The organism is Novosphingobium organovorum, from assembly GCF_022832435.1.
In the GTDB taxonomy this organism is placed as follows: domain Bacteria; phylum Pseudomonadota; class Alphaproteobacteria; order Sphingomonadales; family Sphingomonadaceae; genus Novosphingobium; species Novosphingobium organovorum.
This window is the reverse complement of sequence record NZ_JALHLF010000047.1, coordinates 17,241-29,985: the sequence shown is the minus strand read 5'-3', so window position 1 is coordinate 29,985 and position 12,745 is coordinate 17,241. Positions and strand designations below refer to the sequence as shown.

The window sequence follows — 12,745 nt, the reverse complement described above, 5'->3', positions numbered from 1 at the left end:
ACAACCGCCACGCCCGCGCCGGCCGCGCGATGGCCGCGGGCCTGCGCGCGATGGGGCTTACCGTGTTCGGCCAGGACGCGACGCGCATGACCAACGTGACCGGCGTCTACATCCCGGGCAGCGTCGATGGCGAAGCGGTGCGGAGTATGATGCGCGAGGCGTTCGAGATCGAGATCGGCACCGCTTTCGGCCCGCTCCAGGGCAAGATCTGGCGGCTGGGCGCGATGGGCTACAACGCGATGAAGCACAAGGTGCTCATCACGCTCGGCGCGCTCGAGGCGAGCCTTCGCGCCAACGGTTTCGTGCTCCCGCTGGGCGAGGCGGTGCCGGCCGCGATGGACGCCTGGGACAGGCAGGGCACCAGCGCCGGGGCGGCCAAGTGAGCGGACCGGCAACCGGCCTGCCGCGCGATCTCGTCGGCTACGGGGCGACCCCGCCCGAGGCGCATTGGCCCGATGGCAAGCGCGTCGCGGTGCAGTTCGTCATCAACTACGAGGAAGGCGCGGAGAACTCGGTCCTTAACGGCGACAAGGGGTCCGAGGCCTTCCTGTCCGAAATGGTCGGCGCGGGCAGCCATCCCGATCGCGCGATGGCGATGGAGAGCCTCTACGAATACGGCAGCCGCGCCGGGTTCTGGCGGCTCCACCGCCTGTTCACCGCGCGCGACCTGCCGGTGACCGTGTTCGGGGTCGCCAGGGCGCTCGAAGCCAATCCCGAGGCTGTTGCCGCGATGCAGGCGGCGCAGTGGGAAATTGCCAGCCACGGCCTGCGCTGGATCGACTACCAGACCGTTCCCGAGGCGACCGAGCGGGCGCACATCGCCGAGGCGATCGCGCTGCATGAAAAGGTCACCGGCGAACGCCCGCTGGGCTGGTATCAGGGCCGCACCTCGCCCAACACCGCCCGGCTGGTGGCGCAGGAGGGCGGTTTCGTGTACGATGCCGACAGCTACGCCGACGACGTGCCCTATTGGGACGACAAGTACGGCACGCCCCAGCTCATCGTGCCCTACACGCTCGATGTGAACGACATGAAGATCGTCGCCTACAACGGCTTTACCGAGGGCGAACAGTTCTTCCGCCACATGCGCGACACCTTCGACCAGCTGGTCGAGGAAGGCGGGCGGATGATGTCGATCGGGCTCCATGCGCGGATCGCCGGAAAGCCCGGCCGTGCGCGTTGGGTCGCGAAGTTCCTCGATCATGTCGCGGCGAGCGGGGAGGCCTGGGTCGCGCGCCGGATCGACATCGCCCGCCACTGGCAGACCCTTTACCCCTACGACGGAGACGCTGCATGACTATCGACGATCCCGAACTGCTGGCCGAAGTCACCGCCGCCTTCAACGAGTACGAGCGCGCGCTGATGGAGGACGACATCCCGGCGATGGACCAGCTGTTCCACGACGCGCCGACCACCAACCGCTACGGTGTGGGCGAGGTGCTCTACGGCATCGAGGAAATCCGTGAATTCCGAAAAGGGCGCGGGGGCTCGCCGCAGCGCAAGCTCGGCAAGGTCTCGATCGTGACATATGGCGATCGCTTCGCCACCGCCGATGCCGAATTCTTCCGCGAAGGCTCGGACCGGCGCGGGCGCCAGACGCAGAGCTGGGTCAAGTTTCCCGACGGCTGGAAGGTCGTCTCGGCGCACGTCAGCCTCGAAGGCAGCACCCACTGATGCCGGTGCGCGGCGAGCCCCTGTTCGAGCACAGCCCCTGGGTCGAGGCGCGCGCCGATGCCGCGCCGTCGAGCGGGGACCGGCACGCCGATCTCCTGGCGGTGCTGACCGGGGCGACCCGCGAGGAACAGCTGGCGCTGATCCGCGCACACCCTGAACTCGCGGGCAAGGCGGCGATCGACAAGACGCTGACCGAGGCCAGCGCGGCCGAACAGGCCAGCGCCGGGCTCGACCGCCTGACACCCGAGGAATACGCCGCGTTCCACCGGCTCAACGCGGCTTACCGCGAACGCTTCGGCTTTCCCTTCATCATCTGCGTGCGCCTGACCGACAAGGCGGGCATCCTGGCCGCGATGGCCGCACGCCTCGACAACGATAGCGAGACCGAAATCGCCACGGCCCTGGGGCAGATTGGCGAAATCGTCCGCCTGCGACTGGAAGACAGGACATGAGTGCGACAACAGGGCTGGCCGGGGGGCCGGATGGGGGGCTGGCGGCGCTCGAGGCGCGGCTCGCGCGCGAGCTGGAGCTTATCGGTTTCAACCGCCCGCAATGGGTGCGCCCGCGCCGTTTCGACGGCGAGGAGGTGCTGGACGTCGCGGTCATCGGCGGCGGGCAGTGCGGGCTGGCCACCGCCTTTGGCCTGAGGCGCGAAGGCGTCACCAACGTCATGGTCTTCGACGAGTGCCGGGCGGGCTACGAAGGGCCGTGGGAAACCTATGCGCGCATGGTCACGCTGCGCACGCCCAAGACGCTGACCCCGATCGATTTCGGCGTGCCTTCGCTCACCTATCAGGCCTGGTGGGAAGCGCAGCACGGCGCGCAGAGCTGGGAACAGCTCGACAAGATCGCGCGCGGCGACTGGATGGATTATTTGCGCTGGTATCGCGAGGCGCTGCGCCTGCCGGTCGCCAACGATGCCAAACTGATGCGGATCGAGCCGGTCGCGGGCGAGCCGCTGCACCGCCTGCACTTTGCCAACGGCACGGTGGAGCTGGCGCGCAAGGTCGTGCTGGCCACCGGCATCCAGGGCGGCGGCGAATGGCACACGCCTGCGCTGGTGCGCGACAATCTGCCCAAGCGGCTCTGGGCGCACACCAGCGAGCCGATCGATTTCGCCGCGCTTCACGGCAAGCGCATCGGCATCCTGGGCGGCGGGGCCTCGGCCTTCGACAACGCCAACCATGCGCTTTCGAACGGCGTGGCGGGGGCCGAAGTGTTCATCCGCCGCGCGCAGCTGCCGCGCGTCAACCCCATCCGCTTCATGGAACAGGTCGGTTTCGCCGCGCGCTATCCCGCGCTCGACGATGCGACCAAGTATGCCGCGATGGACTGTTTCCTCGGCCACAACCAGCCGCCGACGAACGACACCTTCGAACGCGCCGCGTCCTGGCCGGGGTTTGCGCTCCACACCGGGGCGCCCTGGCTCGATGTTGCCGAGCACGAGGGGCTGGTGCGCGTCACCACGCCGCACGGGCACCACGACTTCGATTTCGTGGTGATTTCCACCGGGCTGGTCAGCGATCCCGCGCTGCGCCCCGAACTCGCCGACCTCGCCCCGCTGATCGCCCGCTGGGGTGAGCGGGTGACGCCTGCGGGCAAGCGCAACGCGCTGATCGACGCGCACCCTTATCTTGGCGACGGGTTCGAGTTCCGGCCATGCGAAGGCGCGGACGGGGCGAAGCTGCACGGCCTGTTCGCGTTCAACTATTCCGCGCTGATCAGCCTTGGCCTGTCGGCCTCGGCGCTTTCGGGGCTGCACCTCGCGCTTCCGCGCCTGCTGCGCGCGGTGGCGGACCAGTTGTTCCTCGATGACAAGGACGTGCTGGTCGAGGAATTCCTCGCCTACGATACGCCCGAATTCCTCGGCAGCTGGCCCCTGGCTTCGGAAGGGGAGGCGGCATGACGAGCCTTTCCACCCACGTCCTCGACACCGCGCACGGCTGCCCGGCGGCGGGCGTTGCGCTGACGCTCCACGGGGCTGATGGCGCGACGCTGTTCGCGGGCACGACCAACGCCGATGGGCGCTGCCCCGATCTGCCCGCGATCGCGCCCGGCACCTACCGCCTTGCCTTCGCGGTGGCCGACTATTTCCGCGCGCGCGGGCTGGCGCTTCCCGAAGTGCCCTTCCTCGACGTGGTCGGCATCGACTTCGGCGTGGCCGAGGCGGCAGGGCATTACCACGTACCGCTGCTGGTATCCCCGTTCAGCTATTCGACCTACCGGGGCAGCTGACATGGCGGTTTCGTTTCTTCTCGATGGCGAGCGGGTCGATCTCGACACGCTCGATCCGACCGGCTCGGTGCTCGATTTCCTGCGCACCACGCTGCGCCGCACCGGCACCAAGGAAGGCTGCGCCGAGGGTGACTGCGGCGCCTGCACCGTGCTGGTGGGCGCTCTTCACGAAGGCGGCGTGCGCTGGCGCGCGCTCAACGCCTGCATCCAGTTCCTGCCGATGCTTCACGGCAAGGCGCTGCTGACGGTGGAGAGCCTGTGCGCCGATGGCGTGCCAAATTCCTTACAGGCCTGCATGGCGGGCAACGGCGCTTCGCAGTGCGGGTTCTGCACGCCGGGCTTCGTCATGTCGCTCTATGGCCGCGCGATCGGGGCCTGCGGTAGCGAGTTGCCGGTGGCCGACGTGATCGCGGGCAACTTGTGCCGTTGCACCGGTTACGGCCCGATCCTCGAGGCGGGCGAGCTGGTCTCCTGCCTCCCGCGCGAGGATGGCGAACTGGCCGCAAAGCTCGCGAAAATCGCAGGCACCCCGGCCTCGGGCGAATGGCAGGGCCGGCGCTGGTTCGCTCCCGTCACCGCCGGGGAGCTCGCCGCGCTGCTGGCCGAACATCCCGGCGCCACGCTGGTGGCCGGGGCAACCGATGTCGGGCTGTGGGTCAACAAGGGGCTCAGGACGCTCGACACCGTGATTTTCCTTGGCGACATCGCCGAACTGGCGACGATCACCGAGAGCGAGGACGCGCTCGTCCTTGGCGCCAACGTGCGCCACGCCGACGCGCACGCGGCGCTCGCCCGGCTGCATCCCGATCTTGGCGAACTGTGGCGGCGTTTTGCCGCGCTTCAGGTGCGCAACGCGGGGACCGTGGGTGGCAATATCGCCAACGGGTCACCGATCGGCGATGGCCCGCCCGCGCTGATCGCGCTGGGCGCCGAGCTTACGCTGCGCAGCGCGCAAGGGCGCCGGACCCTGCCGCTCGAAGACTATTTTATCGACTACGGCAAGCAGGACCGCCAGCCCGGCGAATTCGTCGAGAGCGTGCGCATCCCGCGCCCCGCCGTCAACGCGGTGATCCACATGGCCAAGCTTTCGCGCCGGTTCGACAGCGATATTTCGGCGGTGTGCGGCGCGCTGGCGCTGACGCTCGAGGATGGTGTGATCGCTTCGGCGCGGCTTGCCTTCGGGGGCATGGCGGCGACCCCGCGCCGGGCTGCGGCCTGCGAGGCGGCGCTGGTCGGCCAGCCCTTCAGCCTTGCGACGATGGAGCGCGGTGCCGAGGCGCTGCGCGCCGACTTCACCCCTTTGACCGACGTGCGCGGATCGTCCGACTATCGGCTGGAGGCGGCGGGCAACCTGCTGCGCCGTCTGTACCTGCGCGAACAGGGCGTGGCGATCTCGGTGCTCGACATGGAGGCGATCGATGGCTGAGCGCGATCGTGCCGCCGCCGCCGATGCGGCCATGCCGGTGCTCGAAAAGCCGGGCCACCCGCACGAGAGCGCGCACCTGCACGTGACCGGCGCGGCGCGCTACGCCGATGACCTGTCCGAGCCCGAGGGGATGCTGCACCTCGCCTTCGGGCAGAGCAGTCAGGCGCACGCGAAGATCGTGGCGATGGACCTGTCCGCGGTGCGCGCCGCGCCGGGCGTCTTTGCGGTCTATACCGCCGCCGATATTCCCGGCGCCAACGACGTCGCCCCCGTCGCGCACGACGATCCGCTGCTTGCCGAGGGCGCAGTGCTGAGCCACGGTCAGGCCCTGTTCCTCGTCGCCGCGACGAGCCGCGATGCCGCGCGCCGCGCGGCGCGGCTGGGCAAGATCGAATACGCACCGCTTCCCGCCGCGATTACCGCCGCGCAGGCGCGCGCGGCCGACAGCCTGATCGAGCCGACCCAGCGCATGGCGCGCGGCGATGCGCTCGCCGCGCTCGAAACCGCGCCGCACCGGCTCAAGGGCGGCTTTGCGATGGGCGGGCAGGACCACTTCTACCTCGAAGGGCAGATCGCGGTGGCAACGCCGGGCGAGGATGGCCAGGTCCACCTCGTCAGTTCGACCCAGCATCCCAGCGAAGTGCAGCACCTCGTCGCGCACCTGCTCGGCCTCACCAGCGCCGACGTCACGGTCGAGGTGCGCCGCATGGGCGGGGCGTTCGGCGGCAAGGAAACGCAGGCCGCGCTGTTCGCGGGCGCGGCCGCGCTCGTCGCAGCCAAGACCGGCCGCCCGGCCAAGTTTCGCGCCGACCGCGACGATGACATGGTCATGACCGGCAAGCGCCACCCCTTTGACGTCGCCTACGAAGTGGGCTTCGATGCGCAGGGCAAGCTGCTCGCGCTCGACCTGTTCCTGTCGAGCCCGTGCGGGGCGAGCGTCGACCTGTCGCCCGCGATCAACGATCGCGCGATGTTCCACGCGGACAACTGCTACTACCTGCCCGACGTGCTGATCACCTCCGAGCGGCTCAAGACCAACACCGTCTCGGCCACCGCGTTTCGCGGGTTTGGCGGGCCGCAGGGGATGCTCGCGATCGAGCGCATTCTCGATGACGTCGCGGCCCACCTCGGACGCGATCCGCTCGACCTGCGGGTGGCGAACCTCTACGCGCCGGGCCGCAACGAGACGCCTTATGGCATGACCGTTGCGGACAACATCGCGCCCGAAATGATCGCGCACGTGCGTCAGAGCGCCAACTACGACGCGCGCAGCAAGGCCATTGCCGCGTTCAACGCGCAAAGCCCGGTCATCAAGCGCGGCATCGCGCTCACCCCGGTCAAGTTCGGGATCAGCTTTACCACCACCCACCTCAACCAGGCGGGCGCGCTGATCCACGTCTACGCCGATGGTTCGATCCAGGTGAACCACGGCGGCACCGAGATGGGGCAGGGCGTCTACGTCAAGGTCGCGCAAGTCGTCGCCGACGTGTTCGGCGTGCCGCTGGCCAGCATCCGCTGCACCGCGACGCGCACCGACAAGGTGCCCAACACCTCGGCAACGGCGGCAAGCTCGGGCGCGGACCTCAACGGCATGGCCGCCTACAACGCGGCGATGACCATCCGCGCGCGGCTCGAAACCTTCCTCGCGCGCACCTTTGGCTGCGGCGAAGACGCGGTGCGCTTCACCCCCGAAGGCGTCTTGGCAGGGGACGCGCGGATGACCTTCGGCGAACTGGCCCGGCGCGCGCACATGGGGCGCATTTCGCTCAGCTCCACCGGGTTCTACGCGACGCCCGACATCGCCTACGACCGCGCGGCGCACAAGGGCCGCCCGTTCTACTACTTTGCCTATGGTGTCTCGGTCAGCGAAGTCGCGGTCGACACGCTGACCGGCGAACACAAGGTCCTGGCGGTCGACGTGCTGCACGATGTCGGCGCCTCGCTCAATCCCGCGATCGACAAGGGCCAGATCGAGGGCGGGTTCGTGCAGGGGCAGGGCTGGCTGACCACCGAGGAACTGGTCTGGCACGCCGACGGGCGGCTGCTCACGCACAGCCCCGCGACCTACAAGATCCCGACCGCGTCCGATCGGCCCAGACGCCTTTCGATCGAACTGTGGGACGGGCAGAACGTCGAGCCGACGATCAACCGCTCCAAGGCGGTGGGCGAACCGCCGTTCATGCTCGCGATCTCGGTGTTCTCGGCGCTGAACCGGGCGGTGGCCGCCGCGGCGCCGCAAGTGCGCGCGCTGCCCCCGCTCGACGCGCCCGCAACGCCCGAGGCCATTCTCAAGGCCATCGCCGCGCACCGCCGTGCGGCCGGAGGCGTGCACGCATGACGCAGTGGATCGGCTGGTTGCGGCGGCTCGAGGAGGCGCCCTGCGCGCTCGTCTCGGTGCTCGCCACCGAAGGCTCGGCGCCGCGCGGGGCGGGCACGCGGATGCTGGTGCGCCGCGAAGACCAGGAAGGCACCATCGGCGGGGGAAGCCTGGAATACCGCGCGGTCGAACAGGCGCGCGCGATCCTCGCCATGCCGGCGGGGAGCTGGCGGGTGCAGGACTATCCGCTCGGCCCGCTGCTCGGCCAGTGCTGCGGCGGGCGGGTGCGCCTGCTGATCGAGCATCTCGACCCCACCGGGCTCGACTGGCTGCACGATGCGGAACCGGGCCGGATGCTGGAAACCCGCTTTGGCGAGACGACGCTTGCGCGCCGCATCTTCGATCGCGAGACCGCGACCCGCCAGTCCGCGCGCGGCGACAAGCCCGAGGCGGGGACGCGCGTGATCGAGCCGGTGGGGGAGCGTCCGCGTCCGGTCTACCTGTTCGGTGCAGGCCACGTCGGCCAGGCCATCGCCCGCCACGCGACCGGCTTGCCGCTCCAGCTCGCCTGGTTCGACACGCGCCCTGAGATGGCGGCGATCGACGGGGTCACGGTGGTCGCGCTTGAAGACATCGCCACCTGCATCGAGCAGGCCCCGGCCGACGCGGCGATCGTCATCCTGACGCACGACCATCCGCTCGACTACCATCTGACGCTGGCCGCGCTGAGCCGCGATCCGGTGGCCTTCGTCGGGCTGATCGGCTCGTCGACCAAGCTCGCCCGGTTCAACGCGCGGCTGCGGGCCGACGGGGTGGGTGAGGCGGCGCGCGCCCGCCTCACCGCGCCGATCGGCGTGCCCGGCGTCAAGGGCAAGGAGCCCGACGTGATCGCCATTTCGGTGCTGGCGCAGCTGCTCCAGTTGAGGGGACGGTAATGGGCCTCAAAGCCTTTCGCGGCGAGCTGCTTTCGGTCGCGCAGGACCCGCGCGAGGCGGGCAGCGAGGCGGTGCGCCACGAGGCGGACGGGCTGCTGGTGATCGAGGACGGCGTGATCCTCGCGCGCGGGGCCTATGCCGACCTTGCCGCGCGCTTCGCCGATGTCCCGGTCGAGCGGCTGGACGGCCTGATCGTGCCCGGCTTTATCGATGCGCACGTCCACTACCCGCAGATGGACCGCATCGCCGCGCACGGCGAACAGCTGCTCGACTGGCTCGAACGGCACATCTTCCCGGCGGAGAAGGCCTTTGCCGCGCGCGCCCACGCCGATGCGCTGGCCGAGGCGTTCCTGACCGAACTGCTGCGCAACGGGACGACCAGCGCGCTGGTCTTCCCGACCGTCCACGAACATTCGGTCGACGCCTTGTTCGAGGCGGCGCTGGCGCGGCGGATGCGGATCATCTCGGGCAAGGTGCTGATGGACCTGGGCCCCGAGGGCCTGCGCGATACGCCGCAGACGGGACGGGCCGAGAGCGAGGCGCTGATCCGGCGCTGGCGCGGGCGCGGGCGGCTGGGCTACGCGATGACCCCGCGTTTCGCGCTGACCTCGAGCGATGCGCAGCTGGCCGAAGCGGGCGCGTTCCTCGAAGCGCATCCCGACGCGCTGCTGCACACCCACCTGGCCGAGAACGTCCACGAATGCGCCGCCGTCGCCGCGCGCTTTCCCGAGGCGATCGACTATCTCGACGTCTATGACCGCTTCGGTCTGGTCGGTTCGCGTTCGGTCTTCGCGCATGGCATCCACCTGTCGGACCGGGCCTGCACGCGCCTGCACGAAAGCGGGGCGGGGATCGCGGTGTGCCCGAGTTCGAACCTGTTCCTGGGCTCGGGTCACTTCAACTTCGGGCAGGCCGACCGGATCGGCGTGCGGCTCGGGCTGGGCACCGACATCGGCGCGGGCACGACCTTCTCGATGCTGCACACCGCCGGGCTGGCCTATCAGGTCGCGCTCGCGCGCGAGGAGCGCATGGACCCGTTCCGGGCGCTGTGGCTGGCGACCGGGGGCAGCGCGCGATTGTTGGGGATAGCCGACAAGGTCGGCGCGCTGGAAGAGGGGCAGGAAGCCGACTTTGCCGTGCTCGACGCGGGCGCGACCCCGCTGCTGGCGCGCCGTACGCGCGATGCCGCACTTGCGGAACGGCTTTTTGCATTGCAGATTCTGGGCGACGACCGGGCGATCGCCCGAACCTATATTCTGGGCCAGTGCGCCTGGCAGAGGAAACCCACATGACCGATCTCGACGCCTTCATCAAAGGCCTGCCCAAGGCCGAGCTGCACCTGCACATTGAAGGCAGTCTCGAACCCGAACTGATGTTCGAACTGGCGCGGCGCAACGGTGTCGCGATCCCCTACGCCAGCGTCGAGGACGTGCGCGCGGCGTATGATTTCAGCAACTTGCAGGACTTCCTCGACATCTACTACGCCGGGGCGAGCGTGCTGGTGACCCGCGCCGATTTCCACGATCTGGCGATGGCCTACTTCCGCCGCGCCGCCGCCGACGGGGTGGTCCACGCCGAGATCATGTTCGATCCGCAGACCCACACCGATCGCGGCATCGCCTTCGAGGAAGTGATCGAGGGGCTGCTCTCGGCCGCCGAGGAAGCGCGCGAAACGCTGGGCATGAGCGTGCAGCTCATCCTCTCGTTCCTGCGCCACCTGAGCGAAGAGGAAGCCTTCGCGACGCTGGCCATGGCCGAGCCCTGGCTCGATCGGATCACCGCCGCCGGGCTCGATTCGAGCGAGGTCGGCCATCCCCCGGTCAAGTTCGCGGGCGTGTTCGCCGCCGCGCGCGAGAAGGGGCTCAAGATCACCGTCCACGCCGGGGAAGAAGGCCCGCCCGAATATGTCTACCAGGCGCTCGACCTCCTCGAAGTGGACCGCATCGATCATGGCAACCGCGCGCTTGAGGATGCCGCGCTGACCCAGCGCCTTGCCGAGATGGGCATGACGCTGACAGTGTGCCCGCTCTCCAACCTCAAGCTCTGCGTGATCGACGACATCGCCAGCCACCCGATCGATGCGATGCTCAAGGCCGGGCTCAAAGCGACGCTCAACGCCGACGATCCGGCCTATTTCGGCGGCTACATCGCCGACAACTACCGCGCTGTCGTCGAGGGGCGCGGGCTGACGCGCGCGGACCTCGCAACGCTCGCGCGCAACAGTTTCACGGGCTCGTTCCTGCCGCCAGACGCGGTGGCGCGCCACCTCGCGGCGATCGACGCCTTCCTCGAGGAGAACGCCTGATGCGCCGTGTGCTCGGGGCGCTTGCCCTCCTCGTCTCCGCCGGGCTCGCGCCGCTGGCCGCCGTCCAGGCGGCCGACGCGCCGCCGCAAACCGAACGGCGCAAGGTCATCATCGAGGACGAGGGCTTTGCGCTCATGCACCTCATGCTGCTCGAGAGCGACAAGGTCGACGTGATCGGCATCACCACCGTGTCGGGCGACGTCTGGGCCAACCGCGCCACCGCGCTGGCGCTGCGCGGGCTCGAGACGATCGGGCGCGAGGACGTTCCGGTGGCCGAGGGGGCGACCTTCCCGCTGCTCAACTCCGAGGAAAAGACCCGGCGCTGGGAGGCGCTCTACGGCAAGCTGGTGTGGAAGGGCGCGTGGATGCGCCAGTGGGTCGAGCCGACCGAACAGTCGACCCCGAGCTATCACGGGCCGTTCGATCCGGTAAATCTGCCCGAAGGCAACCCCAAGCTGCGCAAATCGGATGAGATTGCGGCCAACTTCCTCATCCGCATGGTGCACAAGTACCCCGGCCAGATCACTCTCGTCGCCTGTGGGCCGATGACCAATCTCGCGCTCGCGCAGAAGCTCGACCCGCAGTTTGCCAGTCTCGTCAAGGAGCTGGTCTACATGGGGGGCAGCTTCAACCCGCACCAGGTGCTCGACAACCGTTCGGCCGCCGACTTCGCGCGCGAGTTCGAGAACCTGCCGCGCCGCGAATTCAACATGGCCTTCGATCCCGAGGCGTCGAGCATCGTCTCGCACGCGCCCTGGCCCCGGCTGACGGTGGTCCCGGTCGATCCCTCGACCGCGACGCAGCGCTCGCCCGAGCTGCTGGCGCGCATGGCCAAGGCCGCACCGCCGCGCGTGGGCGCGTTCATCGCCGCGCTCGAACCGGGCTTTCCGCTGTGGGACGAGATCGCGGCGGGCTACGTGCTCGACCCCGGCATCGTTACCAAGGCCGATGACCTCTACGTCGATTACGACACCCAGTTCGGCCCCAACTACGGTGCGACGCTGAGCTGGCGCGAGGGCTATCAGCCGGGGCTTGGCGAGCGCAAGGCGCACGTGGTCCTGGCGATCGACCCCCGGCGGCTCGAGGCGGACATGGTCGAGGCGATGCGCGAAGGCGCGCAAAAGGGCGCAGGCCAGCGCTGAACCGGGCCTGGGCGTGGACACCAAAAAAGGGGGCGGCGGATCACATGATCCGCCGCCCCCTTTTTTCGGTGCCTGATGGCCGGCGCGCTCAGTTCTCGCCTTCGTGGAGCCAGTGTTCGGTCTGGGGCGGGATGAAGCTCGTGATCCGGTCGAGCAGGCGGTCGGGCTTGCTGTCGACGATCAGCATGTCGCGGTGGCGGTCCTGCAGGAAGCCTTCGGCGACGATCTTGTCGATGAACTGGATCAGGCCGTTGTAGAAATCGCCCACGTTGAGCAGGCCCACCGGCTTCGCGTGGTAGCCCAGCTGCGACCAGCACCAGGCCTCGAACATTTCCTCGAAAGTGCCGATGCCGCCGGGCAGCGTGACGAAGCCATCGGACAGCTTGGCCATGAGCGCCTTGCGCTCGTGCATCGACTTGACGACGTGCAGCTCGGTGATGCCCTGGTGGTCTTTCTCGCGCGCGCGCAGCGCTTCGGGAATGACGCCGATCACCTCGCCGCCCGCCGCGCACACGGCATCGGCGATCACGCCCATCAGGCCGACTTCGCCGCCACCGTAGACCAGCCCGATGCCGCGCTGGGCGAGCAGCGTGCCGAACTCGTGCGCCGTCTCGCGGTAGATGGGATCGCGACCGGGAGAGGAGCCGAGATAGACACAGATGCGCATGGATTGGGTCTTCCTGATGAGGGGAGGGAGGGGCGAAAAAGGGA

12 protein-coding genes and 1 pseudogene are annotated in these 12,745 nt (G+C 69.1%); 12 read left to right on the top strand and 1 reads right to left on the bottom strand.

The genetic code is table 11. From position 1 onward, the window contains the following. The 12 genes and pseudogenes from MTR62_RS12390 to MTR62_RS12335 all read left to right on the top strand — a co-directional run. Window positions 1-383: pseudogene (locus MTR62_RS12390) on the top strand (alanine--glyoxylate aminotransferase family protein); the annotation flags it as partial. Window positions 384-400: 17 nt separating this feature from the next. Further along, window positions 401-1,297, top strand: a complete 897-nt coding sequence (puuE, locus tag MTR62_RS12385; protein WP_244021323.1) for an allantoinase PuuE — start codon at window positions 401-403, stop codon at window positions 1,295-1,297. Then, window positions 1,294-1,674 carry an oxalurate catabolism protein HpxZ gene (gene hpxZ, locus MTR62_RS12380; protein WP_244021315.1) on the top strand — a complete coding sequence of 127 codons (381 nt, stop codon included), beginning with the start codon at window positions 1,294-1,296 and terminating at the stop codon, window positions 1,672-1,674. Before puuE ends, hpxZ begins: the two co-directional genes overlap by 4 nt. Further along, window positions 1,674-2,126, top strand: a complete 453-nt coding sequence (gene uraD / locus MTR62_RS12375) for a 2-oxo-4-hydroxy-4-carboxy-5-ureidoimidazoline decarboxylase (protein ID WP_244021313.1) — start codon at window positions 1,674-1,676, stop codon at window positions 2,124-2,126. Before hpxZ ends, uraD begins: the two co-directional genes overlap by 1 nt. Then, window positions 2,123-3,580 carry an FAD/NAD(P)-binding protein gene (locus MTR62_RS12370; RefSeq protein ID WP_244021312.1) on the top strand — a complete coding sequence of 486 codons (1,458 nt, stop codon included), beginning with the start codon at window positions 2,123-2,125 and terminating at the stop codon, window positions 3,578-3,580. Before uraD ends, MTR62_RS12370 begins: the two co-directional genes overlap by 4 nt. Continuing rightward, window positions 3,577-3,909, top strand: coding sequence for a hydroxyisourate hydrolase (uraH, locus tag MTR62_RS12365; RefSeq protein WP_244021311.1), 333 nt, complete (start codon window positions 3,577-3,579; stop codon window positions 3,907-3,909). The genes MTR62_RS12370 and uraH overlap by 4 nt, the downstream gene beginning before the upstream one ends. A 1-nt stretch (window position 3,910) precedes the next feature. After that, a complete protein-coding gene (xdhA, locus tag MTR62_RS12360) occupies window positions 3,911-5,335 on the top strand; it encodes a xanthine dehydrogenase small subunit (RefSeq protein WP_244021310.1) in 1,425 nt (474 codons plus the stop codon). Next, entirely contained in the window at window positions 5,328-7,673 is a 2,346-nt protein-coding gene (gene xdhB / locus MTR62_RS12355) for a xanthine dehydrogenase molybdopterin binding subunit (protein WP_244021309.1), read from the top strand. The genes xdhA and xdhB overlap by 8 nt, the downstream gene beginning before the upstream one ends. Next, a complete protein-coding gene (gene xdhC, locus MTR62_RS12350) occupies window positions 7,670-8,587 on the top strand; it encodes a xanthine dehydrogenase accessory protein XdhC (protein ID WP_244021308.1) in 918 nt (305 codons plus the stop codon). Before xdhB ends, xdhC begins: the two co-directional genes overlap by 4 nt. After that, a complete protein-coding gene (guaD, locus tag MTR62_RS12345; protein ID WP_244021307.1) occupies window positions 8,587-9,879 on the top strand; it encodes a guanine deaminase in 1,293 nt (430 codons plus the stop codon). Before xdhC ends, guaD begins: the two co-directional genes overlap by 1 nt. Further along, window positions 9,876-10,892: an adenosine deaminase gene (locus tag MTR62_RS12340; RefSeq protein WP_244021306.1), complete on the top strand. Its 1,017-nt coding sequence runs from the start codon at window positions 9,876-9,878 to the stop codon at window positions 10,890-10,892. The genes guaD and MTR62_RS12340 overlap by 4 nt, the downstream gene beginning before the upstream one ends. After that, a complete protein-coding gene (locus tag MTR62_RS12335) occupies window positions 10,892-12,034 on the top strand; it encodes a nucleoside hydrolase (protein WP_244021304.1) in 1,143 nt (380 codons plus the stop codon). The genes MTR62_RS12340 and MTR62_RS12335 overlap by 1 nt, the downstream gene beginning before the upstream one ends. Window positions 12,035-12,122: 88 nt before the next feature. Here MTR62_RS12335 and MTR62_RS12330 read toward each other — a convergent pair whose 3' ends face one another. After that, on the bottom strand, window positions 12,123-12,701 hold the full coding sequence (locus MTR62_RS12330; protein WP_244021302.1) for an LOG family protein: 579 nt from the start codon (window positions 12,699-12,701) through the stop codon (window positions 12,123-12,125). Between the last annotated feature and the right edge of the window lie 44 nt (window positions 12,702-12,745).